Origin of the sequence: Enterobacter sp. JJBC, assembly GCF_036936505.1 — a bacterium.
GTDB lineage: Bacteria > Pseudomonadota > Gammaproteobacteria > Enterobacterales > Enterobacteriaceae > Enterobacter > Enterobacter hormaechei_C.
In genome coordinates this window covers 750,238-777,070 of record NZ_CP136935.1, presented here as the reverse complement: position 1 = coordinate 777,070, position 26,833 = coordinate 750,238, and the positions used below count along the sequence as shown (strand labels likewise).

Below are 26,833 nucleotides of genomic sequence, written 5' to 3'. Positions count from 1 at the left end.
CTGTGAGTATTCTAACATTCACCCGCATCCACACTTCGACATTCATCACAGTTAATGAAAACTGTGTGCAAATTTGCATTACTGTAATGAGATCTGCTTCAAATTTTAGTGCGTTAATTGCTGACTAAATCGGCGATATCCCCTTTCTGATCAAAAGCGCCACCAGGCTGGCTTCCTACAATTCGTTCACTATCCGCAGAACAACCAAGGAAGTGAACATGCCCGACGCCCTGCAACAACGTTGCCAGCACATTGTGACCAGCCCGGTGTTAACCCCGGAACAAAAACGTCATTTTCTGGCGCTGGAAGCGGAGAACAATCTGCCCTATCCCGCTCTGTCAGAGGCGGCCCGCGCCGCGCTGGACGAGGGATTCATCTGCGACATGTTCGAAGGCCATGCGCCTTACAAACCGCGCTACGTGCTGCCGGACTACGCTAAATTTCTGGCTAACGGCTCAGAATGGCTGGAGCTGGAAGGGGCGAAAGATCTGGATGATGCCCTCTCGCTGCTCACTATCCTTTACCACCACGTTCCGTCCGTCACGTCCATGCCGGTCTATCTGGGCCAGCTCGATGAAATCCTCAGCCCTTATGTTAAAATTCTAACACAGGATAAAATCGATAGCCGAATAAAACGTTTCTGGCGTTACCTGGACAGAACGCTGCCCGATGCGTTTATGCATGCCAATATCGGCCCGGCGGATACGCCTGTCACCCGAGCAATCCTTCGTGCGGATGCCGAACTTAAGCAGGTTGCGCCGAACCTGACCTTTATCTACGACCCGGATGTTACCCCCGGCGATCTGCTGCTGAGCGTGGCGAAAAACATTTGTGAATGTAGTAAACCGCATATTTCTAATGGCCCGGTGAATGATAAAATTTTCACAAAAGGTCGCTATGGCGTGGTGAGCTGTTACAACTCCCTGCCGCTGGCGGGCGGCGGCAGCACGCTGGTGCGCCTAAACCTGAAAGCGATTGCGGAACACAGCCACTCATCGGAAGACTTTTTCACCCGTACCCTTCCCCACTACTGCCAGCAACAAATCGCGATCATTAATGCGCGCTGCGATTTTTTATATGAACAATCCGGCTTCTTTGAGAATAGCTTCCTGGTAAAAGAGGGGCTGATTGATGCCGATCGCTTTGTGCCGATGTTTGGCATGTACGGTCTGGCCGAAGCGGTGAACGTGCTGTGCCAGAAAGCAGGCATTACGGGACGTTACGGTAAGAACGAACAGGCCAATGCGCTGGGCTACCGCATCAGTGAACAGCTTGCGGCGTTTGTCGAAAACACGCCGGTGAAACACGGCTGGAAGCAGCGCGCGATGCTTCATGCGCAGTCGGGGATCAGCTCTGACTCGGGCACCACGCCGGGCGCGCGCCTGCCCTACGGCGACGAACCGGACCCAGTCAGCCACCTGCTGACCGTGGCACCGCACCATAAACACTACGCTTCCGGGATCAGCGATATTCTCACCCTGGAGGAAACGGTTAAACGCAATCCTCAGGCTGTGGTGCAGCTGTGCCTGGGGGCGTTCAACGCCGGTATGCGCGAGTTTACCGCCAACGTTGCGGGTAACGATCTCGTGCGCGTTACCGGCTATATGGTGCGGCTCTCCGATCTGGAGAAATACCGGGAGGCCGGCTCGCGCACCAACACCACCTGGCTCGGCGAGGAGGCCGCGCGCAATACCCGTATTCTGGAACGTCAGCCGCGCGTGATAAGTCATGAACAGCAGATGCGCTTTAGTTAGTCAGGTCATACCCTTCTCCTGCGTGGACGGGCCGGGCAGCCGCCTGGCGTTGTTCCTCCAGGGCTGTAACCTGCGCTGCAAAACCTGCCACAACCCGTGGACGATAGGGCGCTGCAACGACTGCGGCGACTGTGTACCCCACTGTCCGCATGATGCGCTGACGATTCAGGCCGGGCGCGTCTGGTGGCAGGAGAGTCACTGTCAGCAGTGCGACACCTGTCTGCACCTGTGTCAGCAGCAGGCGACGCCGATGGCGCAGCGCTATAGCGTCGAGGAGATCCTCTCCCGGGTGCTCACGTCCGCGCCGTTTATTGAGGGCGTGACCGTCAGCGGGGGTGAGGCCACCACGCAGCTGCCGTTTTTGGTTGCGCTTTTCACCGCGATCAAAGCCGATCCGTCCCTGCGCCATCTGACGTGCCTGGTGGACAGCAACGGCCTGTTAAGCGAAACCGGCTGGCAAAAGCTGTTTCCGGTGTTTGACGGCGCGATGGTGGATCTGAAAGCCTGGGGCAATGAACATCACCGTTTTCTGACCGGGCGCGAAAACACGCTGATCAAGCAGAGCATCCGCTGGCTGGCCGATCGTCATCGCCTGACGGAGCTGCGCCTGCTGGTGATCCCCGATCGGTGTGATTATCTGCAACATCTGCCATCGCTGACCGCTTTTATCCACACGTTGGGGAACGTTCCGGTGCGGATCAACGCGTTTCATGCCCATGGGGTTTACGGGGAGGCGGCGAGATGGCGGAGCGCCACGCCGGAGGACATCGAGCCGCTGGCGCAGGCCCTGGAACGGCAGCAGATCACGGTGATCCGCCCGGCCCTTTATCTATAGCGTGATGCCGAAGACCGCTCGGGTATTTTCCAGCAGCGCGCTGGCAATCACATCTTCAGGCTCCTGACGCAACTCACACAGCACATCAAAAACGCGCGCCGCCTGCTCCGGACGGTTAGGCTGGCCCTGAAAACCATTCAGCGGCATGTCAGGCGCATCCGTTTCCAGCAGGAGCGAGGTCAGCGGGAGCTGTGCCATCACATCACGGGTTTTGCTGGCACGCGGATAGGTAATGGTGCCACCGACGCCAATTTTATAGCCCAGCTCGATAAAACGCTGCGCCTGCTGAAGGCTTCCAGCGAAACCATGGACCACGCCCCTGCGCGGCACGTCGATGCGCTTCAGGTGCATCGCCAGTTTGTCATGGGTACGTCTGGAGTGGAGGATCACCGGCAGATCGTGGCGCTTTGCCAACCGGAGCTGCGCGTCCAGAATCGTCTGCTGGCGTTCAAACTGCGGATCTTCACGATAGAGATCGAGGCCGATCTCACCGATGGCAACCAGCTTCATATCCGCGTTTTGCAGCGTGGCATTCAGCCTGTCGAGATGGTCATCAAGATGGTGCTCAATAACGATCGGATGCAAACCCAACGCGGCATACAGCGCATAGTGCCCCCGGGCAAGCGCCAGAACTTTGTCGAATCTCGCCGCTTCAATAGCGGGCACAATAATGGCTCTCACACCGGCCTCAGCCGCACGCGCAAGACTGGATGTTTCCTCCCCGCTAAACGGCGGGAAATCAAAGTGGCAATGGGTATCGATAAAGCAGTGCGTCATGCCAGATCCTCGTTATCGAGTAAGCCATCGTTGGCCTGCGGCGCGTCCACCAGCGGCATCGCCACCGCGTCATTGGCCACAACGGCAGGCGGCAAAATGATGCTTTTATGCCGATGAAGAGGCGGTTGCTCGGCCAGCATTTTCCCGACGGTCGCCAGGAAGTAACGCCCGCACAGCCGCCCCGTTTTGTAATCCATACGCAACGCAGGCAGCCGACTGCCCAGCGCCATGCTCAACAGCGGCTTCGGCGGATAAATTTCAAAGATGCGCAGCTTGCCCGGTGGTTTTTCAATAAAACGCTGCATCGCGCCGTAGGTGGTTTCATGCTGCTTCGCAATATTCACCAGCGGTTGCAGGCTGCTGTCGCCCAGCCAGCGTTCCATCCGCTTAAACCACTGTGGGGTGTAATACATCTGCGAAGGCACCGTACGGATCACCACAATGGTTTTTGCCCCGCGCCGCGCCGCCTCCTGTACCGGCACCGCGTCGCTGATACCACCGTCAAGATAGCTTATCCCCTCCAGCAACGCGCCGGTGCGGTAGAATCCCGGGATCGCGCTGGACGCGCGGATGATATCCAGCCAGTTCTCTTTCTGCGGCGAAAAGTAACCCGGCGAATAGTCATCGCCACGGCTGGCGCACATCCAGAACTCTTTGCCGGTATCGAACAGTCGTGACGCGGTATCCATGGCCAGCGGCATCTGGCTGGAGGTGGCATCCAGTAACCAGTCGAGATCGATCAGGTTCCCGCCGCGCACGAAGCGTACCGGATTGAAGAATTCTTTCGAGGTGGTATAGCGCATAATCACTTTGCGCGCATAGCCGGGCTGGTTGCAGACATAGGCGGAGAGGTTCTGCGCCCCGGCAGAGGTACCGAAATAGAGATCGAACGGGTTGAATTGCGCGCGCATAAATTCGTCGAGCACGCCGGCGGTAAAAATACCGCGCTGCCCGCCCCCTTCACAGACCAGCGCAAGCTGGCCTGCATGAAACGGTTTTAACGTCAGCGGCGCAATATTGCCGAGCGTAACGGGAATTCGTTGCCCCACCTCTGCCTTCCTGTTTTCATTATTGTGATGAGACACAGTAACGCACTTCACCGGTGGTTCTCAAACGAGAAAAAGCCAGTCACGAGGACTGGCTTGAGTTTGTTTAGTAAATATTGCGTTTGCTACGGGCGACGTCGACCCGTAAACAGGCTGACCAGGAACAGAATAATACCGACGACGAAGACAATTTTCGCTGCCCATGCCGCGGTACCCGCCAGTCCACCAAAGCCCAATGCGGCGGCAATTAACGCGATAACCAGAAATATAATGCCCCAACGAAACATAAGCCTCTCCTTTACCATAGTTAATGTCGGCCGCTAAACGTGAGCGCTCAGGTCACTCACCGGCTTTTCCAGAATCGTTTTTATTTCGCCCGCGGTTTTAAGCCTTACGGGCGAATGGTACTGCTTTACTTCGTTTTCAGATCGTTTTTGACGCTTTTCACACCATCAATAGCTTTCGCAATTGACTCGGCACGATCGCTCTGTGCCTGATTCTCAACCGTACCGGACAGCTGGACCACACCATCGGTGGTTTCAACTTTCACCATACGGGATGGCACGATGTCGTCAGCTAACAGTTTAGCTTTGATTTCGCTGGTAGTTGCTGCATCTCCGGCATAGCCCTTCACGGACGATTCTTTGCTGTCACGTACGTGCAGTTTGTCGCTGACGGAGCTTACGCCCTCAACACCTTTCGCCACTTTAACGGCTTCTTCAGCCTGGGTCTGGCTTTCAACGAAACCGCTCAGGGTGACAACCTTGTTGTCGGTTTTAACAGAAATATCGGTGCTCTTAATGGAGTCGTGATCCACCAATGCGGCTTTCACTTTTGCTGTGATTGAGCTGTCATCCATGAAATTACCGACTTTATTCATAGAGCTATCGATTTTTTCCCCTGCGGTATTGGCGGAACTTTGCGCTTTATCCATGGTGCTGGATTCCGCCAGAGCAGAACCGCTTACCAGGACACTACCCAACGTTACAGCCAGCAGAGTTTTAGAAATCTTCAGTCTTGTCATATTCATCGATTTATTCCTGTGTTTTGCCCGTTATTTGGGCGACATACTTCCCTAAATCTTGGTTTTATATATTGCGAATTAACACCGGGGCAAAATGGAGAACCAATGGACATGCATTGAACAGTTAATTCATCCACGCCCGGTGCTAAACACTGAGTTAAATATAGATCACAATCAGAGGGGTGCATTCAGAATTGGGGAAAAAACGAACGAATAGCGAAAAATTGCGGTGAATTAAGAACATTCCGCAAGGGTTTAATAACACAGGAATTAAAGAAGAGCACGGCGGCTGCCGTGCTCTGAGAGGGAATTAATGCTCGCGCGTTTTGCGGAACTGAACATCAGGATAACGTTCCTGCGTCAGGTTCAGGTTAACCATGGTCGGGGCGATATAGGTCAGGTTATCGCCACCGTCCAGCGCCAGCTGAACTTCGTTCTTACGTTTAAATTCTTCGAATTTCTTCACGTCTGAACATTCAACCCAGCGGGCGGTCGCCACGTTCACCGATTCGTAAATCGCTTCCACGTTGTACTCGCTCTTAAGACGGGCAACCACCACGTCAAACTGGAGCACACCCACCGCGCCCACGATCAGATCGTTGTTAGCAATAGGGCGGAACACCTGTACAGCCCCCTCTTCGGAAAGCTGGACCAGGCCTTTCAGCAGTTGCTTCTGCTTCAGCGGATCGCGCAGGCGAATGCGGCGGAACAGTTCCGGCGCGAAGTTCGGGATACCGGTGAACTTCATCATCTCGCCCTGCGTGAAGGTATCGCCAATCTGAATGGTACCGTGGTTGTGTAAACCAATGATGTCACCCGGATAGGCTTCTTCTACATGCGAACGGTCGCCCGCCATGAAGGTCAGCGCGTCGGAGATCACCACGTCTTTACCGATACGGACCTGACGCAGCTTCATGCCCTTCTCGTACTTACCGGAGACCACGCGCATAAAGGCAACGCGGTCGCGGTGTTTCGGGTCCATGTTGGCCTGAATTTTAAAGACGAAGCCGGAGAACTTCTCTTCCTTTGCTTCTACTTCGCGGGTGTCGGTTTTACGCGGCATTGGCTGCGGGGCCCACTCCACCAGACCGTCGAGCATATGGTCAACGCCGAAGTTGCCGAGGGCGGTACCGAAGAAGACCGGGGTAATTTCACCGCTCAGGAACAGCTCTCGGTCGAACTCGTGCGACGCGCCTTTAACCAGCTCCAGCTCATCGCGCAGCTGCGCGGCCAGCTCTTCACCGACCGCTGCGTCCAGATCCGGGTTGTCCAGACCTTTCACGATGCGCACTTCCTGAATGGTGTGACCCTTACCGGTCTGGTACAGGTAGGTTTCGTCTTTATAGAGGTGGTAAACCCCTTTGAACAGCTTGCCGCAGCCAATCGGCCAGGTGATTGGCGCGCAGGCAATCTTCAGCTCGTTTTCCACTTCATCCATCAGCTCCATCGGATCACGGATGTCACGGTCGAGTTTGTTCATAAAGGTGAGGATCGGCGTATCGCGCAGACGGGTGACTTCCATCAGCTTGCGGGTACGATCTTCAACACCTTTCGCGGCGTCGATCACCATCAGGCAGCAGTCCACCGCCGTCAGGGTACGGTAGGTATCTTCGGAGAAGTCTTCGTGCCCCGGGGTGTCCAGCAGGTTCACCAGACAGTCGTGATACGGGAACTGCATCACGGAGGTGGTAATCGAAATACCACGCTGCTTTTCCATCTCCATCCAGTCGGATTTAGCATGCTGGCTGGAGCCACGGCCTTTAACGGTACCCGCGGTCTGGATCGCCTGTCCGAACAGCAACACCTTCTCGGTGATGGTCGTTTTACCGGCATCCGGGTGCGAGATAATGGCAAAAGTGCGGCGTTTGGCCACCTCTTGCAGATAAGGAGACAACGTCATAATCAATTCTTCTTAGGTAAGCGCGGCAGCAGGCCGCGCATCATGGAATACGAAAAATGCGGCTATTTTACCCATCAACAGGGGGCAGGCAATCATTGTTTACACAGGAGCTGCTCCAGTTCGTTCAATGACGTAACGGTCCAGGTCGGCTCGATGCCTTCCGGCAGCATGCGGCCATGCGCATTCAGCCAGACGGTCGACAGGCCCGATCTCATACCTCCCAGAATATCAGATTCTGCCGTATCCCCCACCATCAGCACGCGATCGCGGTCAGGATTGCCCGCTTGCGCCAACGCATAATCGAAAATACGCGGATCCGGCTTCGGTACGCCCACCTCTTCGGAGATCACCAGCGCGTCGAAATGATCGCGCAGGCCGGTGCGTTCAAGGCGAATCTGCTGAAGCGCGGTAAAGCCGTTGGTAATGATCCCAAGCTTCACCTTCCCTTTCAGCGAATCCAGCAAAGAAACGGCGCCGGGCAGCGGCGCGCAGATATCCGCCATCGCATTCAGGAAGGCCTCGTTCAGCACCCCAGGACTCACGTTTAACCGTTCAGCCCACACGTCAAAACGCTGATGCTGAAGCTGTAACGCGGTGATGGCTCCGTTCTGGTAATCCACCCACAGCGGTTTGTTCACCGCCTGATAGTCCTGAAAATCTTCCGCGGTGAACGTCACGCTATAGTCGAGAAACATCCGCTGTAGGCCGCCGAACGAGTCAAACGTAAACAGCGTTTCGTCGGCATCAAAGAAAATCCAGTCCCATTTCATCGTTACAACCTTATTTTCGTTATCCAATCGGCAGAGCCATGATAATGGCGTCTTCACGTCCCTCTGCGGTGGGGTAGTAGTTACGGCGGATAGTCGCCTCGTTGAAGCCTAAGCTTTCATAGAGCGCGATGGCGGCGACATTGGACGCGCGCACCTCCAGCCACAGGGTGAAAACGTCACGGGTTTCCAGCTCACGAATGAGGTGCTCAAGCAGTTCCCTGCCCAGCCCGCGGCGCTGGTATGCGGGATCGACCGCGATATTAAACAGCGTCGCCTCGTCCAGAACGACCTGCGTGATGGCGAACGCAGCCATCGCACCGTCAACGTCCAGGCGGAGATTTAAATAGCGTTCGCCCTGATTGCTGGCAAACGTCTTTTCGCTCCACGGAAAGGCATGGGCGCGGGTTTCAATCGCGAACGCGGGGGTCAGGTCAGCCGTCGTGAGGGAAGAAATCGTGTTCATATTCGCAAATTTGTTGCCATAGCGCGCTACGCGCTTTTGGGTTGGCTTTCAGTTCGTCCAGCGCTGGAGAACTGATCTGGCTTCCTTCAAGGGGTAGCTCATCCACCGCCCCGATTCGCCAGCTGTTACAGCGGCTGTCAGAGGGAAGCATCGCGACGCTTTCGGGCGCCAGCTGTAATACCTGATCGTGGGTCACCTTCAGGCTGCGAAGGACATCCTCAATCAGGGGCTCGTTCAGGGCAGGCGGCGCTTCTGCCACCATCACCAGGCGGACATGCGCAGGGATGGAGATGGCTATTTCGCCCCGCAACGCCGTCGGGCGACGCAAAGCCCACTGGGTGATGCCCAGTTGCTGCAACTGCCAGTCTCGTCGGGATGTCATAGCGAAAACTCCTGTCTCTCAGGCGCGCAAATATAGCAAATGTGTCGAAACTGCGCCATCTACCTACTATAATCCCCGCCTGAGTTTATTGAGGAACAATTCATGTCTGCATTTACCCCGGCAAGTGAAGTCTTGCTGCGTCACAGTGATGATTTCGAAGAGAGCCGTATTCTGTTTGCCGGAGATATGCAGGATGACCTGCCCGCACGTTTCGACTGTGCTGAAAGCCGTGCCCACACCCAGTACTATCACCACTGGCAGGTGCTGAGCCGCCAGATGGGCGAGCGCGCGCGCTTTAGCCTGGCGGCGGAGCAGAGCGATATTGCTGACTGCGATACGCTCATTTACTACTGGCCGAAAAACAAACCGGAAGCCCAGTTCCAGCTGATGAACCTGCTTTCTCTGCTGCCGGTCGGCTGCGATATTTTTGTTGTCGGTGAAAACCGCAGCGGGGTGCGTAGCGCAGAGCAGATGCTCGAAGCCTGGGCGCCGCTGACGAAAATCGACAGCGCCCGTCGCTGCGGCCTGTACCATGGTCGTCTGGAAAAACAGACCACCTTCGATGCCGACGCCTTCTGGGACGAGTACCAGCTTGACGGCCTGACCATTAAAACCCTGCCGGGCGTGTTCAGCCGTGATGCGCTCGATACGGGCAGTAAGCTGCTGCTGTCCACCCTGACGCCTCATACCAAGGGCAAAGTGCTGGACGTCGGCTGTGGCGCGGGCGTGCTGTCAACGGTTCTCGCCAGTCACTCACCAAAAGTGCGTTTAACCCTGTGTGACGTGAGCGCTCCGGCGGTAGAAGCCAGCCGCGCCACGCTTGCTGCGAATGGCATTCAAGGCGACGTGATTGCCAGCAACGTCTTCTCCGACGTGACCGGTCGCTTTGACATGATCATCTCTAACCCGCCGTTCCACGACGGAATGGAGACCAGCCTTGAAGCGGCGCAAACGCTGATCCGTGGCGCAACCCGTCACCTCAACAGCGGCGGTGAGCTGCGTATTGTGGCGAACGCCTTCCTCGCATACCCGAAAGTACTGGATGAAACCTTTGGCTTCCACGAAGTGATCGCCCAGACGGGTCGCTTTAAGGTCTATCGCACCGTGATGACGCGCCAGGCGAAAAAGTAACCCCCCCGGTCCGGCGATGGCTGACGCTGCCATCGCCCAATTTTGCAGCAATCAAAACAACGTGCGCAATTTTCTGTTGACGTAAAGCTGAAAACATCTAGAATGCGCCTCCGTGGTTACGATACTTTTACAGTGTCGATGGTATGCGAAGGTGGCGGAATTGGTAGACGCGCTAGCTTCAGGTGTTAGTGTCCTTACGGACGTGGGGGTTCAAGTCCCCCCCCTCGCACCATAAATCACGTTGATATTGCTCGCACTGGGCGAAGGTGGCGGAATTGGTAGACGCGCTAGCTTCAGGTGTTAGTGTCCTTAGGATGTGGGGGTTCGAGTCCCCCCCCTCGCACCAACGAGGCGATATCAAACCAGTAAGATGACTGTGCGAAGGTGGCGGAATTGGTAGACGCGCTAGCTTCAGGTGTTAGTGTCCTTACGGACGTGGGGGTTCAAGTCCCCCCCCTCGCACCAATTATCTTACATCCTCTCAGCAGTCCCTCTTATTTTTCTCTTTTATTTCAAACTCATCAGAATCACCAGCAGTCCACTGATTAGCGCCACGCATGAAGGCAGCAGGACATAATGCCGTAACTGTTTGTGCCAGATCATCGCGGATGTCACCAGCAAGCCTGAAACAATCATTGCTTTCCAGACATCAATGGGGAGATCGGCAAACATCAGCCCACCGATAATGGAACCAGGCAGTAATATTCCCCACCCACTTCCCAGCGCTTTGCTCAACATGGTTTCACCTCTCGCACTGATAATGATAACCAGTATCATATGATAGTAATTATCACTTGTCAGCAGGCGACGTAAGAAATTGCGCCAGCAATTGCTTTCCCATAATGACAGAGAATGTGTAAGGTGATAAATTGCCCACCTGTTAACTTCCGATAAAGTTTTTCTGATAATAAAAATTCAATTTTGTAGCGACCAATATTACACAACAACACCTTGCTCATTGTTTTAATTGAGTTTTAATAAAAACGCACGCATATGACATCACAATCCTGGCTGTCTTTAGTCAACAAGAAATATCAGCTATCTTTACGTTTGTTTTTATTTCTGAACGCCGCATCAGCATTGTTCTCGGTAACAAATCCTCTCTATTCCGTGCGTGTGTTATCAGTCCCGCTCTTTGCCGTACTGACTATCAGCACAGGCTTACTTATCTGGCACTGGAAAAACAGCACGCGAAAAATAAATATCCCTGTTGTTTCAGCTATTTTTGGTCTTTTATGGGCCTGGCAGATCGTCTCTAAATTTCTGTTAATCACGCACGATCACGCGACCTATTTAATGATGGCGCTATTAACAGTGCTTTTTATAGGGTCTCTGGCGTTCGCGAGTAATATTAAAGCCTTTACGTTACATTCATTTCCCGCATTTATATCCTGCCTGTGGCTTAGCCCGTCCGAAAACTGGCTGAGAATGGCCTATTTTTTCGCGCTGCCGGTGGTCGCCATTGGTATCCATCATGTTCTTCAGCGGCGCAATGACCGTTTCGCCCAGGAGCTGCTTTCCGAACTGCTGGAGGAGCGCGAAACCCTGACCGATCTTAGCATGATGGACCCGCTCACCGGCCTGTATAACCGTCGCGGGCTGCAAAGCCGGCTGGAGAACCTTCCCAGGCCTGACGCTGGCGAGCACTTCGTGCTGCTGATGGATATCGACCACTTCAAAGCCTACAACGACCATTACGGCCATATGATGGGCGATCAGGCCTTGATCAGGGTCTCGGCTGCGATACGCGACGCCGTGCGCTCACGCGATGTTGTCGCCCGGTTTGGCGGGGAAGAATTTATGGTGCTGTTGAGTAACATCCCGCTGGAGCAAGCGCGCCAGACGGCTGAACGCATACGTCAGAAGGTTTACGATCTTAAAATCCCCCATATGTTTAACGAAAGCGTCGCCACTAACGTGACCATCAGCATCGGCATCGCCATGTTCGAAGGTGAAGACGTTGAGGGCGCGCTGGCGAATGCGGATAAAGCCCTCTATGAAGCCAAGCATATGGGACGTAACAGCATTCTGCTGAGCGAAGAGCTTCATACTGCCTGAAACCGCCTTCACAGCGCCAGGATAAAACGCTTGCGCTTGGTTTTATCTATAGTTAGGATTGGCAATCATTATCATTTAGATTTGTAATCCACACTATGGCGACTCGTACCGCACACATCGTTGAGCCCCTGCTCTGGCGAGCTCCACTCTCCGCCGGGGAAACGACGCTTGCGGATGCCATTCGGGAAAAAATTGCCGTAACGCGCGCCCATCTGCTGGATTTCATCAAACTGGATGAAGCACCGCCGCATCATGCGCTGACGCTGACTGAGTGGCAACGTCCTGCCGAGCTGCGGTCGCTGCTGGCAACCTATTCCGACCATATTTATCGTAACCAACCTACCCTGACGCGGGAAAATAAACCGCTGTTATCCCTCTGGGCACAGTGGTATATCGGGCTGATGGTGCCGCCTGTCATGCTAGCCCTGCTGACCCAGGAAACGATGCTCGATCTCTCGTCGGAACATTTTCATGTTGAATTTCATGAAACCGGGCGCGCTGCCTGTTTCTGGATTGATGTACATAAAGATCCGAGCGCGAGACACCTGTCAGCGCAGGCGCGTATGGAACGGCTGATTACAAGAGCGCTGGTTCCGGTCATTGATGCGCTGGAAGCGACGGGAGAGATTAACGGCAAACTGATCTGGAGTAATACCGGGTATCTTATCCACTGGTATTTAACGGAAATGAAGCCGCTGCTCGGCGACGAGAAAGTGGATGCACTGCGTCAGAGCTGTTTCTTTGCCAGACAGCTGTCGGATGGACGGGATAACCCTCTTTACCGCACCGTGGTTCCGCGTGAGGGACTTCTGGTACGTCGTACCTGCTGTCAGCGCTACCGTCTGCCGGACGTCCAGCAGTGCGGCGATTGCACGCTTAAGTAGTCTGGCCCGGCCTGATACCCGCAGTGAGAGAGAACAAACACTAAAAACGGCAACCTGCGTTGCCGTTTTGCTTTTACCTAAGCGACCTGCTGATTTTCCTCTTCTCCATTACGCTGTGCTTCTTCCGCTTCCTGCTGAAGCAACTGTTTCTCGTACACCTTGAAGAACGGGAAATAGATAATGGCGGAAACGCAGGCCAAAACCAGCACCAGAATGGCTGCACGGAAATCCCAGCCCAGCGCCCAGGCGGCACCAACCGGAGCCGGTGCCGTCCACGGCACGACGGAAATTACGCGGCCAATCAGATCAAACTTCATCGCTGCCCATGCCAGCACGGCATTAACCATCGGCGCCAGCAGGAAAGGAATAAAGAACACCGGGTTCATCACAATCGGCGTACCGAAAATCACCGGCTCATTGATATTGAAAATGCTTGGCACCACGCTCAGACGTCCAATAGAGCGCAGGTGCGCGGAGCGGCTACGCAGATAGCAGAACACCAGACCCATCGTCGCCCCCGATCCGCCGATAACGATAAAGAACGTCCAGAAGGCTTCCATAAAGATGTGTGGCAAAGGCTGGCTTGCCGCCAGCGCGGTCTGGTTCGCCCCCAGGTTCGTCAGCCAGAACATTTGCAGCATCCCGGAGACAATCGCCGCGCCGTGGATCCCGGCAAACCACAGCAGGTGGCCAATCAGCACCGCCAGCAGGATCGCAGGCAGCGAGTCAGCCGCAGAGACCAGCGGTTTGAATATCGACATGATGGCCTGTGGGATCAGCATACCGAACTGCGACTGGATCAGCAGACTCAGCGGATAGAGCGTCAGCACCACCACCAGCACCGGGATCAGCAGATCAAACGAGTTTTTGATCATCGGCGGAACCTGGTCTGGCAGGCGGATCCCGATATTGTGTGCTTTCAGGAAACGCATCATCTCAACGCAATAGATCGCCACCAGAATCGCGGTGAAAATACCGGTCCCTCCCAGGCTATCGACCGGCAAAGCGCCTTTGGTTTTAGGGGCGGCGACCAGCAGGAACGCCATCAGCGACAGCATCGCGCACATGAACGGATCCAGCTGATGGGTTTTAACGTAATGTTTGCCCAGGTTGTAGGCAATAGCCGCACAGATATAAAGGGACATCACCCCCATTGTCATATCAAACGGCGTCAGAATTTGGCCTTCAAACTGCTTCGCCATATCCAGCCAGGCGCGAGCAAAACCCCAGGTGGTATCAGGCGAAAAAGGTGGGTAAGCGAACACTAACAGAAACGAGCCCACAATCATAAACGGCATCGCTGAGATAAACCCGTCACGAATAGCCATAACGTGACGCTGGGAAGAGATGCGCCCGGCAATAGGGCTAACATAATTTTCAACGAAGCGGAAAATCAGATTAAATGCAGCATGGTTGGCAGACATAGCAGATCTCCTGTCATACGTTCGTTTCGGACGTTCTCACGTCACACGTTGTTCCATACATCAGCGTCACAACCTTGCCGGATCGTGTACCTGCGGTACTGCTCAAACGGAATGGTTTCATAATTAGCTCTTATTATTAGATACAGGGGAAGTTACACACTCAGTATTAATCTCTGCATCACGCTCTGCAACCGGTTACTGTAACCGGTTTCTGTGAATGTGAAGGCGATCCAGAAATCGCCCCTGACGGATATTTGTTACTTAAGGGATATTTACAGCGACTAAATTCTTATGACAGATTACGCAGGATATTTGTCAGGAGGAATCAATGAGTTTGCAGTCTGTACAACAGTTTTTTGCCGAACACGCTCCGGATATAGAGATCATTGAGCTTAACCAAAGCACAGCGACTGTTGCCCTTGCTGCTGCCGCGCACAACGTTGAACCCGGCCAAATTGCCAAAACGCTGTCACTAAAAATTAAAAATGACGTGATTCTGGTGGTTGCAAAAGGCGATGCGCGTCTGGATAACAAAAAGCTTAAAGAGACATTCGGCGCAAAAGCCCGCATGCTCAGCAGCGATGAGGTAGTCACCCTGACAGGTCATCCTGTTGGCGGCGTCTGCCCTTTCGGACTGGAAAACCCGCTTTCTGTTTACTGTGACATCACATTAAAACAATACGCGGAAGTGTTACCCGCAGCGGGCGCCATCCACAGTGCGGTGCGTATATCGCCCGACAGAATGGCGGAACTGACCGCAGCAAAATGGGTAGATGTGTGCATTTGAACGATGCGCCAGAAGCACTCTGGCGCATCATTTAACGCTAAGAGAATGAAGGAACGGTGAGAGCGGAACGACGAACTTCCCGGGCAGGGAGATGCGCCAGGATATCCGCCGCATCCAGTAATCCCACGTCAGAATTGACGCCCAGCTTTACCATGGCGTTAAACTTATGCGCCCGGATAGTTTTAATATTGCGTTCAAGCTGTGCTGCAATTTCAGGGATCGAAAAACCCGATGACATATAACGCAGAATCGCCCTCTCGGTTGGGCTTAACATACGATTGCTAACACACCAGTGATTGTACATGTTGTCGTTCACCTGATGCGTTTCGCTGAGTAATGTCTTCAGGCCCTCCATTAGCTGCTTTAGCGGAACCGATTTACTGATGATTCCATGCAAGCGAGAAGGCGAAAGATGGCTGACCAGCCTCGCCTCCATTTCGTCAGAGGCCAGCACAATACGCTGGACGTCGCTGTGGGTGAAGGTGAGATCCCGTAAACAGGCAAGACAGTTTCTCCGCTCCTCACGCTCATCAGACAGTGAATAGATAACCGCATAGAATGAGATATCCGAGAGCGCCGCTTTAAAGCTGGCGAATCTGCTAAACAGGTGCACCTGGTAATGGCTCAGGCTGGGCATCGCAAAGAGATGCTTCAGCCCCACAGCGCTCATTGAGCAGCTTTCGATGACGGCGATATGTCTTGTTGCAGTGGTCTTTTCCATTCCTCAAACTCTCCATAAGCCGACATTAAACTGAGTTCTCGCATTCCCTGGGTACTGCTTATCCACGCGTACATATCGGCATTACTGCGAAGTGATAAGCGACGCATTGCACTGTTTTTCTGTGCGCTGATCGTTTTATTACTTTTATTCAGTAGTGTGGCAATTTGGTTGATTCCCCAACCTTTACCGAGTAAACGCAACACCTTGCGTTCAGAGTGAGTGAGTGCAATCATTTGCTCACTCTCCTCTTCAATATCGGGCGTTTCCGGTATTAATAACGTCTGGCTTATTCGCTCGGCACGTTCACTGCCCGCGCGAATAGCGTTAATGACGCCTTCAATAGGCTCCATATCTGAAAGCAGCGTGCTTTCCGGACGCATAAGAAGCTCTACTGCAAGCGGATAAAGAGGACGCGAGACAAGGAATATCCAGTGAATATCCCGATACTGATTCATTAATCCATAATACTGCTCAAGCGTGCCGCGAGGATTACGATACTCACCCGAAATATCGGCAATAACGACCCCGGCGCGACGCAACTGAAGTAGCGTCAACTCCTGCATCGAACGGCAGTACGTTATCTCAAAATCGGGAAAATGACGCGACATGACGCCACCTAACCCATTTTGCATAACCGGCACTCTGCTAATCACAACTCCGTGTTTACCATTCAATGGCAACATAGACCCTCCATGTCATGAATTCATTATTTAAGAACGAACTAACCCTACGAGGTTAAACACGTTTGTATTCCTTAGTACAAAACGGCTTAATATTCGTAAATCAGAAGAAATGTCACATGGGTTATGAAACGCCCAATACAGTCTTAATATCGCATAAAGACTACAAGAATTTAATTCTGGTTGTGTGAAAAGATCGAAAATATGAAATTAGAAATACTTAATATATTTTTTTTATAAATTCTCGTCACATATTCATTAAATAAATAAAGATACGGCCTCTTCGCCATGCTGGACACGCAACTGATCGCACAAATGTTGATCTGGCCCAGCGCAAAGGGCCCTGCCCTTTGTGTTAAAAGTAAGCAATCTCTCTTCTCTTCAGGGCGTTTCATGCAGGCAAATCGGTCTACGCAACGTGCTACCACGCGGCTATGTATTCAGTGCGGACTTTTTCTTTTACAACACGGGGCAGAAAGCGCCCTCGTCGAAGAACTTTCCACACGCCTTGGTCTGGCGCTGGGGATGGACAGCGTTGAGAGCTCCATCTCGTCAAATGCCATTGTACTGACCACCATTAAAGACGGACAGTGCCTCACCTCCACTCGTAAAAATCATGACCGCGGCATTAACATGCACGTCGTGACGGAAGTGCAGCACATTGTGATCCTTGCTGAACACAGGCTGCTCGATCTGCGGGAAATAGAGAAACGCTTCAACCAGATCAAACCTCTCCGGTATCCACGCTGGCTGGTTGTGCTGATGGTGGGACTCTCCTGCGCCTGCTTCTGCAAGCTCAACGCGGGCGGCTGGGACGGCGCTGTCGTGACCTTCTTTGCCAGCAGCATCGCGATGTATGTCCGCCAGTTGTTGACGCACAGGCAACTGCATCCGCAAATTAACTTCTGCATCACGGCATTTGTGGCGACAACCGTATCCGGCCTGCTTTTGCGCCAGCCTTACTTCGCCAGCACGCCTACTGTTGCGATGGCCGCCAGCGTATTGCTGCTGGTGCCGGGTTTTCCCTTAATCAATGCCGTCGCTGATATGTTCAAAGGCCACATCAACACCGGTCTGGCGCGCTGGGCGATAGCCAGCCTGCTGACGCTGGCGACCTGTATCGGGGTGGTAATGGCCATGACACTCTGGGGGTTACGCGGATGGGCGTGATCGATTTTCTGCTCGCACTGGCGCAGGACATGCTCCTGGCAGCCCTTCCCGCCGTTGGCTTTGCGATGGTGTTTAACGTCCCGCAGCGTGCATTACCCTGGTGTGCGCTGCTGGGTGCCATTGGCCACGGCTCACGTATGATCATGATGACCGCGGGCTTTAATATCGAATGGTCGACGTTTATCGCCTCCATGCTGGTCGGCAGCATCGGTATTCAGTGGTCCCGCTGGTATCTGGCGCATCCGAAGGTGTTCACCGTGGCGGCAGTCATTCCTATGTTCCCGGGTATTTCAGCCTATACGGCGATGATTTCCGCCGTCAAAATCAGCCACTTTGGCTACAGCGAACCGCAGATGATCCTGCTTCTGAGCAACTTCCTTAAAGCCTCGTCGATTGTGGGCGCGCTCTCCATCGGCCTGTCGATCCCCGGCTTATGGCTTTACCGCAAACGTCCACGCGTATAATAAAATAGCTTGCAATTGTATCGTGCACTATCTATATTCATTTCATGGATGCAAAAATGAACGACACCACTAACGCGCTTCTGCTGGATAACCAGCTCTGTTTTGCCCTCTATTCGGCAAATCTGGCGCTTAACAAGCTCTACCGGCAACTGCTGGCGCCGCTTAACCTGACCTACCCGCAATACCTGGTGATGCTGGTGCTGTGGGAGCAGGATGATATTACGGTATCAGACATTGGCGAGCGGCTGTTCCTGGATTCCGCCACGCTGACGCCCCTGCTGAAACGCCTGGAAAGTGCAGGATTAATCTTCCGCCAGCGTTCCCGTCAGGATGAGCGTCAGGTCGCCGTCACCCTGAGCGACGCGGGTCGGGCGCTGCAACAGCAGGCCGTGACGATACCCCACGCCGTGGGCTGTGCAGCGCAGTGTGATACCGACACCATGCTGGCGCTCAAGCACCAGCTCGAACTTTTGCGCCAACAGCTTCATCGCGCGTAAGGCTATACTTTACGCGCCTGATTTTAACTTAATACATCGCGCACTATTTAATAGTGCATATAAACGTAAGATGAGGAACCTGCCATGTCTTTAGAAAAAGTTGTTTACACTGCCAAAGCCAAAGCAACCGGAGGCCGTGATGGCCGCGCAACGTCTTCCGATGGCGTTCTGGATGTCAAACTGGGTGTCCCCAAAGAGATGGGTGGCATGGGGGGTGAAGTAACCAACCCTGAACAGCTGTTCGCTGCGGGCTACTCCGCCTGCTTCCTGGGCGCAATGAAGTTCGTTGCGGCACGCGACAAATTCGCTCTGCCAAAAGATGCCTTTATTGAAGGCGAAGTGGGGATTGGCCCGCTGCCAACCGGTTTTGGTATCGAAGCGAAGCTGAACATCCACGTTGAAGGGATGGACGCAGCGGAAGCCAAAAAACTGGTGGATGCGGCGCATATCGTCTGTCCGTACTCTAACGCGACGCGCGGCAATATCGACGTGACGCTGAACATCATCGCGTAATCAGCTCCTGTGATTTTAGCCCCGGTAAGCGTAACGCCGCCGGGGAAATCCTCTCCTTTCCTCTCCTCCCTCTGTGCTACCATAACCCTCAATCACGCCCGTAGTAATCAGTTGAGAAAGTGTTATGTCCTCCAGAATCCTGACCACCAGCATTGCTGGCATTGATGCCTTTATGCGCGATCCTCGCGGTGTGTTGACGCACGCCGAAGGCGGCACGCTCGCGGTATTTGCCGACAACGCCCCGGCGTTTTATGCGGTCACGCCGGAACGTCTGGCGCAGCTTCTGGAAATTGAAGCGAAGCTGTCGCGCCCGGCGAGCGATGTCATGCTGGATAATCAGTTTTTTGACGAACCCGCCAGCGCTCCGGTGGCCGTTCCAATGGGGAAATTTCCCATGTACGCCGGTTGGCAGCCGGACGCCGATTTTCAGCGGCAGGCGGCCTTATGGGGAATAGCCCTCGCGCAGCCCGCGACGCCAGAAGAGCTGGCGGCCTTTACCGCTTACTGGCAGGCTGAAGGAAAAGTCTTCCACCATGTTCAGTGGCAGCAAAAGTTCGCGCGCAGTCTGCAAATCAACCGCGCCAGCAACAATGGCCAGCCAAAACGTGATATCAATGCCTTTTCAGAACCGGACAAAAAAATCCCTGATGGATTCCGAGGTGCGAAATGAAAAACGTCGGCGACCTGATGAAACGTTTGCAGAAGATGATGCCCGCCAACGTGAAGCCCGCCTTCACCACCGGTGAAGAGCTGCTGGCGTGGCAAAAAGAGCAGGGTAAAATTCGCGCGGCTGCCCTCGCCCGCGAAAACCGCGCGATGAAAATGCAGCGCACCTTTAACCGCTCTGGCATTCGCCCTCTGCACCAGAACTGCTCCTTCGAGAATTATAAGGTCGAGTCGCAGGGGCAGATGAACGCCCTCAACCAGGCGCGCCAGTATGTGGATGAATTTGACGGCAACATTGCCAGTTTCATCTTTAGCGGAAAACCCGGCACGGGGAAAAATCACCTTGCGGCCGCTATCTGCAACGAGCTGCTGCTGCGCGGGAAGTCAGTGCTGATTATCACCGTGGCCGATATTATGTCCGCCATGAAGGACACCTTCAGCAACCGCGAAACCAGCGAAGAACAGCTGCTGAATGATTTAAGTAACGTGGATTTGCTGGTCATCGACGAGATCGGCGTCCAGACGGAGTCCCGCTACGAAAAAGTGATCATCAACCAGATTGTCGATCGCCGTTCGTCGTCAAAACGCCCAACCGGTATGCTGACGAACCACAATATCGACGAGATGACCCGACTTCTTGGCGAGCGGGTGATGGATCGCATGAAGCTGGGTAACAGCCTGTACGTCATCTTCGACTGGGACAGCTATCGCAGCCGCGTCACCGGCAAAGAGTATTAAGATATTTCCAGGGAGCGCCGGAAGAGCAGAGGTATATACTGAACCCACTTCTGGCCCAAAACGGACCTTGTTGAGTAAATCATTATGAAAAAACAGTTTCTTATCAGCATCCTTACTGGCACCCTGCTGGTGACTGGCGCAGCGCAGGCCGCATCATGGCAGGAGTCGCTCTCCAGCGCAGCAAGTGAGTTAACCAAAGAGAGCGGCACGTCCCAGGGCGGGCTGTCAGCCTCGTCCCTCACCGGCCTGCTGAGTAACAGCTCCCAAAGCCTGAGCGCCAGCACGATGAACAATGCGGCGGGCATTCTGGAATACTGCGCGAAGCAGAAACTGGCTTCCGTCACCGATACCGAAAACATCAAAAACCAGGTGCTGGGTAAACTGGGTCTGGACACCCAGGAGCAGAAAGCGGACACCAACTATATGGACGGTATTCAGGGCCTGCTGAACGCGCAAAATGGCCAGCAGCTGAACCTCAGCACCCTTGGAAATTCATCTCTGGCGAAACAGGTGAAAACGAAAGCCTGCGATCTGGTGCTGAAACAAGGCGTTAATTTCCTCTCCTGATCGTCTCCCATTTTCTGCCACAACACGCCGGGTTTATTACGTTAGTCTTACACCGCGGCGTGAAGTGCGTTTTTTTATCCCCTGCCACCACCTCAGCCTCCGTATACCACGATGCGACTATATTCAAAAATCCGATTTTATAAACCAAATCCTAACAACAGCACACTTTCGTGACACTAAAATTGCAGCTAAGCGACATCGCAATTACATTGTATTACCCAAAAAATAAGCAATTAGCCGGCTAAGCGTCCGGCATGATGAGGATCTGCTGTTGTCAGAGTTAATATCCCTTGTCCTTTTCCTGGCTTCCATCGGCGTTTATGCCTGGAAAGCCGGTCGTCACACCTGGTGGTTTGTGGCCACCCTGGTGGTGCTCGGCATTTTTATTGTTTTAAACATTACGTTATATGCCAGCGATTATTTTACCGGCGACGGTATTAACGACGCGGTGCTCTACACGTTGACCAACAGCCTGACCGGCGCTGGTGTAGGTAAGTATATCCTTCCGGGTCTGGGGCTGGTGGTCGCCCTGGTGGGCATCTTCGCCGCGCTGGCCTGGGTTCTGCGCCGTCGCCGTCACCGTCCGCATCATCATGGCTACAGCCTGCTGGCGCTGTGCCTGGCGCTGGCCTCCGTGGATGCCAGCCCCGCATTCCATCAAATTACCGAGCTGGTAAAATCCCAGTCGCGCGATGGCGACCCGGACTTTGCGGCCTATTACAAAGAACCCTCGAAGAAGATCGACAATCCCAGACTCAACCTGGTCTATATCTACGGCGAAAGTCTGGAGCGCACCTATTTTGATAACGATGCTTTCCCGAACCTGACGCCAGAGCTTGGCGCGCTGAAAAACCAGGGCCTCGACTTCAGCCACACCATGCAGCTCCCTGGCACGGATTACACCATCGCCGGGATGGTGGCCTCCCAGTGCGGCATTCCGCTGTTCGCTCCGTTTGAAGGCAACGCCTCCGCCTCGATGTCGAGCTTCTTCCCGCAGAACATTTGCCTCGGCGATATCCTGAAAAACTCGGGCTATGAAAACTACTTTATGCAGGGCGCTAACCTGCGCTTTGCCGGGAAAGATGTGTTCCTGAAATCCCACGGTTTCGATCACTTGTATGGTTCCGAAGAGCTGAAAACCACGGTGGCCGATCCGGCCTACCGCAACGACTGGGGCTTTTACGACGATACCGTTCTGGATGAAACCTGGAAGAAATTCGAGGAGCTTTCCCGCGCCGGTAAACGCTTCTCGCTGTTTGCGTTGACCGTCGACACGCATCATCCGGATGGTTTTGTCTCACGCACCTGTAAACGTCAGGGCTACGACATTGACGGTAAAAACAACAAGTCGTTCAGCGCCGTGACCTGTAGCCAGGAGCATATCGCGGCGTTAATCGAGAAAATCAAAGCGTCGCCGTATTTCAAAAATACGGTCATCGTCGTCTCATCTGACCATCTGGCGATGAAAAACAGCGCCTGGGATGAGCTGAATAAGCTGGATCGCAGCAACCTGTTCTTTGTGCTGCGCGGCGATAAACCGCAGCAGGAGATCATTGCCGCTAAACGTAACTCGATGGATAACGGCGCTACCGTGCTGGATATTCTGGGTGGCGATAACTTCATTGGACTGGGTCGCAGTACGCTGTCGGGCCAGTCCCTGTCGGAAATCTTCCTCAACATGAAGGAAAAAATCCTCGCCTGGAAGCCGGATATCATTCGTCTGTGGAACTTCCCGAAAGAGATAAAAGACTTCACCATCGATCAAGATAAAAAAATGATCGCGTTCTCCGGCAGCCATTTCCGCCTGCCACTGCTGCTGCGCGTGTCGGATAACCGCGTCGAGCCGCTGCCGGAAAGCGAATACTCCGCGCCACTGCGCTTCCAGCTGGCGGAATTCGCCCCGCGCGATAATTTCGTCTGGGTCGACAAATGCTACAAAATGGGCCAGCTCTGGTCGCAACAGCTGTCGCTGTCCACCGACTGGTGCGTCTCTCAGGGGCAACTCGGCGGCGAGCAGGCCGTGCAACACGTTGACAAACCGCAGTGGCAGGGAAAAACCGCGTTTAAAGATACGGTTATTGATACCGCACGCTATCAGCGCAACGTAGACCTGCTGAAAATCGTCGACAACGACATTCGTTATAAAGCAGACAGCTTCATCTTTAATGTTGCCGGCGCGCCGGAAGAGGTGAAGCAGTTCAGCGGTATTTCGCGGCCGGAATCATGGGGGCGCTGGTCTAACGCCCAGTTAGGCGATGAGGTGAAAATTGAATATACCCATCCGCTGCCGGAGAAATTCGATCTGGTGATCACCGCCAGGGCATTTGGTCCCAACGCAAACCGTCCTATACCGGTGCGCGTCGGCGATAAAGAACAGACGCTGACGCTGAGCAATGATGTCACCACCAGCACGCTGCACTTCGATAACCCAACGCGCAGCAATACGCTGGTCATTGTGCCGCCCGATCCGCAGTCCACTAACGAAGGGAATATTCTCGGTCACGCTCCGCGCAAGCTGGGGATCGGCATGGTGGAGATTAAAATTGTGAGCAGCGCTGGCTGATGACGGCGTTCACCCTTCGCCCGACGCGCATCGACGACGTCGCTGCCCTGCCCGCCATCGAACGTGCGGCGGGGCAGCGGTTTCGCGACGTTCCTGAGCTGGCCTGGCTGGCAGACAATGAGGTTATTTGTGTTGAAGATCACCTCGGTTACGCCGGACGCGGATTAAGCTGGCTGGCGCTGGCTGACGACAGGCCTGTGGGCTTTATTCTCGCCGAAGCTCATCCATCGTCGCTGTTTATTGTGGAACTGTCGGTTCACCTGGACTGGCAGGGACGAGGTCTCGGACGCCAGTTAATCGCCCGTGCCGTCGCGCATGCCCGCAGTCTGGGGCTGAACTCGCTGACGTTAACGACGTTTCGTGATGTCCCGTGGAATGCGCCCTTCTACAGGCGATTAGGGTTTGAAATGCTGACGACGCTGACGCCGGAACTGCGCCAGAAACGCGAGGAAGAGACGGCGCACGGTTTAGCGTATGGTTCCCGCTGCGCCATGCGCCTGCCTCTGTAAGATCGCCCGGTGGCGTTGCGCTTACCGGGCCTACAAAACCCATTTCCGCAGGCCGGGTAAGGCGCAGCCGCCACCCGGCAAAACGCACAGCGTCAGAACGTTTCCCAGTTATCGCCCGCATCTGCGGTCGCCGGTTTACGCGCCACTACCGGAGCGGCAACGCTTTTCGCGGAGGCGAACTCGCGCGCCTTCATCTGTTCCTGCTGAATACGGAACACCGCAACAGCCTGCGTCAGACGGCTCGCCTGCTCTTCCAGTGCCGCGGCCGCCGCCGCAGACTCTTCCACCAGCGAGGCGTTCTGCTGGGTCACGCGATCCATCTCAGCCACCGCCAGCCCAACCTGGTCGATACCGCGGCTCTGCTCGTCAGACGCAGACGCGATTTCGCCCATGATGTCCGTCACGCGCGTTACCGCATTCACGATCTCACCCATGGTTTCACCCGCGCTTTCCACCAGCGTTGAACCAATTTCCACGCGCCCCACGGAGTCTTCAATCAGGCTCTTGATCTCACGGGCCGCCTGGGCGCTGCGCTGCGCCAGGTTTCGGACTTCACCTGCAACCACCGCAAAGCCGCGGCCCTGCTCGCCCGCACGCGCCGCTTCTACCGCCGCGTTCAGCGCCAGAATATTGGTCTGGAAGGCAATCCCGTCGATCACGCTGATGATATCGGCGATTTTCTGCGAACTGCCGGCGATATCGCGCATGGTCTGCACCACGTTATCCACCACCTTGCCGCCTTTCTGCGCGGTTTCAGACGCGCTCAGGGCCAGGTTGCTCGCCTGACGGGCGTTCTCGGCGTTCTGCTTCACGGTGGCAGTCAGCTGTTCCATGCTGGCGGCGGTCTCTTCCAGAGAGGCAGCCTGCTGTTCGGTACGGGATGAGAGATCGTTATTGCCCATCGAGATTTCGCTCGCACCGCTGTAAATGGCGTTTGCGCCGTTACGCACGTCACCCACGGTACGCACCAGCTCGCCCTGCATGTGGCGCAGGGAGTCAGCCAGTTCCCCCATCTCGTTGGAGCCTTCCACGTCGATGCGCTTCACCAGGTCGCCGCTGGCGATATGACGAATGCTGTCAATCAGACGGTTCAGCGGCGAAATCAGCGCCTGACGAATACCCAGCCAGACGGCAACAATCACCACCAGCACCGCAGCCAGCACGCTAATCAGCACCCAGATAGCCTGGCGGTAAGAACTGTTGCTGTCTTCAACCGCGGTCTGATACAGCGCGTCGTTCTGTTGCAGATAGGTGACGTACTGCTTCTCAAAGCCATCCTGATAGCTCTGGGTCGGCTGGTCGAAGAACTCATTGATCTTGCCCGCCCCCAGCAGCTGGATCAGCTCGGCCAGCGCGCCGTGGTAGATATCGTAATTACGTTTGATTTCCAGTGCCGCAGCGTCGCTCTGACGCGGGTCGCGCGGCAGCGCTTCGTAATCCGCCCAGTTTTTTTCCGCCTGTTTCAGAGACGCAGAGGCAATTTGCATCAGCTCGGCGACGGTTGAGCCGCTACCGATATTGTTCTGATCCATCATATAGCGGATACCCGCGCGGTTCAGAGTGTTACGGGTTTGCAGCAGCGCCACCCAGCTACCGTTCAGGGTGGATTGTTGCTGGCGAATGGTTTGCAGGATGGTGAAATTCTCTTTGTCATGCTTCAGGGCATTGAAGAAAAGACCACCGGATGTGAGTTGTAAAAGGCCAAATATCGCTAAAACCAGCAGTAAGCTGGTGACAATCTTGATACGATTTAACATGTTTTCTCTTTCCTCAGACAGATACAGAATTTTCGGCCTGGAAAGGGAAAACTTTACGAAAATCATCCTGGAATTTAGGGTTTTTACTCTTCGTCCCGCGCGGCAATATGTCGGTTTCCAAGTTCAATAAATTCTTCCAGCAGCGCCGTGAGCTGCGTCATCTTCTCCGGGGTATATTCCGCCTCAATCTGCTGGTACGCCTCTTCCACCTGAGCCTGAGCACGCTGGTACAGCGCGTTGCCTTCTTTCGTCAGCGATACGTACAGCTTGCGCTGGTCATTCACCGGCTTTAAGCGCAGCACCAGACCGTCGCGCTCCATCCGCGTCAGAATGCCGGTCAGGCTTGGGCGCAAAATGCAGGTGCGGAACGCCAGATCGTGAAAATCCATGGAGGGATGCTCGGCCAGCACGCGGACGATACGCCACTGCTGCTCGGTCAGATTATGCCGCTTCACTATCGGGCGGAAGTAGCCCATCGCCGCTTCACGCGCCTGCAACAGCGCGATGGTTAATGAGTCATGCATCACCTTCCCCTTACATCATTAACAAGTAAACAATTTAAAACAGATGCTTTTATAGACAACACGTTGTAACCCAAAAAGTCTAACAGAAACAACGCAATTTTTTTAATCCATTGAATTAAAAGATAATTAACTCATTTATGTAAATTTATTGTTATTCATATCACAAATTATTCACTTCTGATTGCGAAACGAACAGCAAAAGCATAAAACCAGATCATTAACATATTAA

The 26,833-nt window shown here is 54.3% G+C and carries 29 protein-coding genes and 3 tRNA genes; 18 read left to right on the top strand and 14 right to left on the bottom strand.

The features are described from left to right. The first annotated feature begins 218 nt into the window (after nucleotides 1–218). Nucleotides 219–1,754: a YjjI family glycine radical enzyme gene (locus RY075_RS03785; protein WP_232967449.1), complete on the top strand. Its 1,536-nt coding sequence runs from the start codon at nucleotides 219–221 to the stop codon at nucleotides 1,752–1,754. Continuing rightward, the gene (locus RY075_RS03780) at nucleotides 1,729–2,589 is read left to right on the top strand and encodes a YjjW family glycine radical enzyme activase (RefSeq protein WP_023324124.1); all 861 of its coding nucleotides are present in this window, start codon (nucleotides 1,729–1,731) and stop codon (nucleotides 2,587–2,589) included. Before RY075_RS03785 ends, RY075_RS03780 begins: the two co-directional genes overlap by 26 nt. On the opposite strand, the gene RY075_RS03775 is transcribed toward RY075_RS03780, so the two are convergent. From RY075_RS03775 to RY075_RS03740, 8 genes are all read right to left on the bottom strand, one after another. Then, the gene (locus tag RY075_RS03775) at nucleotides 2,584–3,366 is read right to left on the bottom strand and encodes a TatD family hydrolase (protein ID WP_338628180.1); all 783 of its coding nucleotides are present in this window, start codon (nucleotides 3,364–3,366) and stop codon (nucleotides 2,584–2,586) included. The genes RY075_RS03780 and RY075_RS03775 overlap by 6 nt on opposite strands. Next, nucleotides 3,363–4,415, bottom strand: coding sequence for a patatin family protein (locus tag RY075_RS03770; protein ID WP_003856550.1), 1,053 nt, complete (start codon nucleotides 4,413–4,415; stop codon nucleotides 3,363–3,365). The genes RY075_RS03775 and RY075_RS03770 overlap by 4 nt, the downstream gene beginning before the upstream one ends. A 122-nt stretch (nucleotides 4,416–4,537) precedes the next feature. After that, nucleotides 4,538–4,699 (bottom strand): DUF1328 domain-containing protein, encoded by a 162-nt coding sequence (locus RY075_RS03765; RefSeq protein ID WP_003856556.1) that lies wholly within the window; start codon nucleotides 4,697–4,699, stop codon nucleotides 4,538–4,540. 125 nt (nucleotides 4,700–4,824) lie between these two features. After that, entirely contained in the window at nucleotides 4,825–5,442 is a 618-nt protein-coding gene (osmY, locus tag RY075_RS03760) for a molecular chaperone OsmY (protein ID WP_003856559.1), read from the bottom strand. 304 nt (nucleotides 5,443–5,746) lie between these two features. Next, complete coding sequence (gene prfC / locus RY075_RS03755; protein ID WP_003856562.1) at nucleotides 5,747–7,336, bottom strand: peptide chain release factor 3; 1,590 nt, start codon at nucleotides 7,334–7,336, stop codon at nucleotides 5,747–5,749. 92 nt (nucleotides 7,337–7,428) lie between these two features. Beyond that, entirely contained in the window at nucleotides 7,429–8,106 is a 678-nt protein-coding gene (gene yjjG, locus RY075_RS03750; protein WP_003856564.1) for a pyrimidine 5'-nucleotidase, read from the bottom strand. Between the two features lie 19 nt (nucleotides 8,107–8,125). Beyond that, a complete protein-coding gene (rimI, locus tag RY075_RS03745) occupies nucleotides 8,126–8,569 on the bottom strand; it encodes a ribosomal protein S18-alanine N-acetyltransferase (RefSeq protein WP_045331757.1) in 444 nt (147 codons plus the stop codon). After that, nucleotides 8,538–8,951 carry a DNA polymerase III subunit psi gene (locus RY075_RS03740; RefSeq protein WP_003856566.1) on the bottom strand — a complete coding sequence of 138 codons (414 nt, stop codon included), beginning with the start codon at nucleotides 8,949–8,951 and terminating at the stop codon, nucleotides 8,538–8,540. The genes rimI and RY075_RS03740 overlap by 32 nt, the downstream gene beginning before the upstream one ends. 102 nt (nucleotides 8,952–9,053) lie before the next feature. Here RY075_RS03740 and rsmC point away from each other — a divergent pair, with 102 nt between their 5' ends. The 4 genes from rsmC (at nucleotide 9,054) to RY075_RS03720 (ending at nucleotide 10,547) form a co-directional block, all read left to right on the top strand. Then, entirely contained in the window at nucleotides 9,054–10,082 is a 1,029-nt protein-coding gene (gene rsmC, locus RY075_RS03735; protein ID WP_023315349.1) for a 16S rRNA (guanine(1207)-N(2))-methyltransferase RsmC, read from the top strand. 145 nt (nucleotides 10,083–10,227) lie between these two features. Further along, nucleotides 10,228–10,314: transfer RNA gene (locus RY075_RS03730), tRNA-Leu, on the top strand. A 28-nt stretch (nucleotides 10,315–10,342) separates the two neighbouring features. Beyond that, a tRNA-Leu gene (locus RY075_RS03725) sits at nucleotides 10,343–10,428 on the top strand. Nucleotides 10,429–10,460: 32 nt separating this feature from the next. Next, a tRNA-Leu gene (locus RY075_RS03720) sits at nucleotides 10,461–10,547 on the top strand. A gap of 42 nt (nucleotides 10,548–10,589) precedes the next feature. Here RY075_RS03720 and RY075_RS03715 read toward each other — a convergent pair. Further along, entirely contained in the window at nucleotides 10,590–10,859 is a 270-nt protein-coding gene (locus tag RY075_RS03715; RefSeq protein WP_026080652.1) for a DUF1435 domain-containing protein, read from the bottom strand. Nucleotides 10,860–11,075: 216 nt separating this feature from the next. Here RY075_RS03715 and RY075_RS03710 point away from each other — a divergent pair, with 216 nt between their 5' ends. Both RY075_RS03710 and fhuF read left to right on the top strand, forming a co-directional pair. Continuing rightward, complete coding sequence (locus tag RY075_RS03710; protein ID WP_338628176.1) at nucleotides 11,076–12,140, top strand: GGDEF domain-containing protein; 1,065 nt, start codon at nucleotides 11,076–11,078, stop codon at nucleotides 12,138–12,140. Between the two features lie 95 nt (nucleotides 12,141–12,235). Beyond that, on the top strand, nucleotides 12,236–13,024 hold the full coding sequence (fhuF, locus tag RY075_RS03705) for a siderophore-iron reductase FhuF (protein ID WP_338628175.1): 789 nt from the start codon (nucleotides 12,236–12,238) through the stop codon (nucleotides 13,022–13,024). 77 nt (nucleotides 13,025–13,101) lie between these two features. On the opposite strand, the gene RY075_RS03700 is transcribed toward fhuF, so the two are convergent. After that, on the bottom strand, nucleotides 13,102–14,448 hold the full coding sequence (locus tag RY075_RS03700) for a PTS cellobiose transporter subunit IIC (RefSeq protein ID WP_003856571.1): 1,347 nt from the start codon (nucleotides 14,446–14,448) through the stop codon (nucleotides 13,102–13,104). A gap of 328 nt (nucleotides 14,449–14,776) precedes the next feature. On the opposite strand from RY075_RS03700, the gene RY075_RS03695 reads away from it, so the two are divergent. Beyond that, nucleotides 14,777–15,235 carry a YbaK/EbsC family protein gene (locus RY075_RS03695; RefSeq protein WP_003856572.1) on the top strand — a complete coding sequence of 153 codons (459 nt, stop codon included), beginning with the start codon at nucleotides 14,777–14,779 and terminating at the stop codon, nucleotides 15,233–15,235. Between the two features lie 37 nt (nucleotides 15,236–15,272). Here the strand turns inward: RY075_RS03695 and bglJ are convergent, their stop codons facing one another. Both bglJ and RY075_RS03685 read right to left on the bottom strand, forming a co-directional pair. Beyond that, on the bottom strand, nucleotides 15,273–15,905 hold the full coding sequence (gene bglJ / locus RY075_RS03690) for a DNA-binding transcriptional activator BglJ (protein ID WP_003856573.1): 633 nt from the start codon (nucleotides 15,903–15,905) through the stop codon (nucleotides 15,273–15,275). Further along, nucleotides 15,902–16,639: a response regulator transcription factor gene (locus RY075_RS03685; protein ID WP_003856574.1), complete on the bottom strand. Its 738-nt coding sequence runs from the start codon at nucleotides 16,637–16,639 to the stop codon at nucleotides 15,902–15,904. Before RY075_RS03685 ends, bglJ begins: the two co-directional genes overlap by 4 nt. Nucleotides 16,640–17,029: 390 nt before the next feature. Between RY075_RS03685 and RY075_RS03680 the strand changes: the two genes are divergently transcribed. From RY075_RS03680 to RY075_RS03640, 9 genes are all read left to right on the top strand, one after another. Continuing rightward, complete coding sequence (locus tag RY075_RS03680; RefSeq protein ID WP_022650357.1) at nucleotides 17,030–17,806, top strand: threonine/serine exporter ThrE family protein; 777 nt, start codon at nucleotides 17,030–17,032, stop codon at nucleotides 17,804–17,806. Further along, nucleotides 17,797–18,270, top strand: a complete 474-nt coding sequence (locus RY075_RS03675) for a threonine/serine exporter (protein WP_003856576.1) — start codon at nucleotides 17,797–17,799, stop codon at nucleotides 18,268–18,270. The genes RY075_RS03680 and RY075_RS03675 overlap by 10 nt, the downstream gene beginning before the upstream one ends. A 44-nt stretch (nucleotides 18,271–18,314) precedes the next feature. Continuing rightward, entirely contained in the window at nucleotides 18,315–18,767 is a 453-nt protein-coding gene (locus tag RY075_RS03670; RefSeq protein WP_032608457.1) for a MarR family transcriptional regulator, read from the top strand. An 84-nt stretch (nucleotides 18,768–18,851) separates the two neighbouring features. Next, nucleotides 18,852–19,280, top strand: coding sequence for an organic hydroperoxide resistance protein (locus RY075_RS03665; RefSeq protein WP_003856578.1), 429 nt, complete (start codon nucleotides 18,852–18,854; stop codon nucleotides 19,278–19,280). A gap of 124 nt (nucleotides 19,281–19,404) precedes the next feature. Continuing rightward, nucleotides 19,405–19,950, top strand: a complete 546-nt coding sequence (gene dnaT, locus RY075_RS03660; protein WP_003856579.1) for a primosomal protein DnaT — start codon at nucleotides 19,405–19,407, stop codon at nucleotides 19,948–19,950. Further along, nucleotides 19,947–20,684 carry a DNA replication protein DnaC gene (dnaC, locus tag RY075_RS03655; protein WP_003856580.1) on the top strand — a complete coding sequence of 246 codons (738 nt, stop codon included), beginning with the start codon at nucleotides 19,947–19,949 and terminating at the stop codon, nucleotides 20,682–20,684. Before dnaT ends, dnaC begins: the two co-directional genes overlap by 4 nt. Nucleotides 20,685–20,768: 84 nt before the next feature. Beyond that, a complete protein-coding gene (locus RY075_RS03650) occupies nucleotides 20,769–21,251 on the top strand; it encodes a DUF2501 domain-containing protein (protein WP_199129214.1) in 483 nt (160 codons plus the stop codon). 271 nt (nucleotides 21,252–21,522) lie between these two features. Next, nucleotides 21,523–23,814, top strand: a complete 2,292-nt coding sequence (gene opgB, locus RY075_RS03645; protein WP_045331747.1) for a phosphatidylglycerol--membrane-oligosaccharide glycerophosphotransferase — start codon at nucleotides 21,523–21,525, stop codon at nucleotides 23,812–23,814. Then, nucleotides 23,814–24,323, top strand: coding sequence for a GNAT family N-acetyltransferase (locus RY075_RS03640; protein WP_003856587.1), 510 nt, complete (start codon nucleotides 23,814–23,816; stop codon nucleotides 24,321–24,323). The genes opgB and RY075_RS03640 overlap by 1 nt, the downstream gene beginning before the upstream one ends. A gap of 92 nt (nucleotides 24,324–24,415) precedes the next feature. Here the strand turns inward: RY075_RS03640 and tsr are convergent, their stop codons facing one another. After that, nucleotides 24,416–26,080: a methyl-accepting chemotaxis protein gene (tsr, locus tag RY075_RS03635; protein WP_003856589.1), complete on the bottom strand. Its 1,665-nt coding sequence runs from the start codon at nucleotides 26,078–26,080 to the stop codon at nucleotides 24,416–24,418. Between the two features lie 83 nt (nucleotides 26,081–26,163). Continuing rightward, nucleotides 26,164–26,604 carry a homoprotocatechuate degradation operon regulator HpaR gene (gene hpaR / locus RY075_RS03630; protein ID WP_003856591.1) on the bottom strand — a complete coding sequence of 147 codons (441 nt, stop codon included), beginning with the start codon at nucleotides 26,602–26,604 and terminating at the stop codon, nucleotides 26,164–26,166. Between the last annotated feature and the right edge of the window lie 229 nt (nucleotides 26,605–26,833).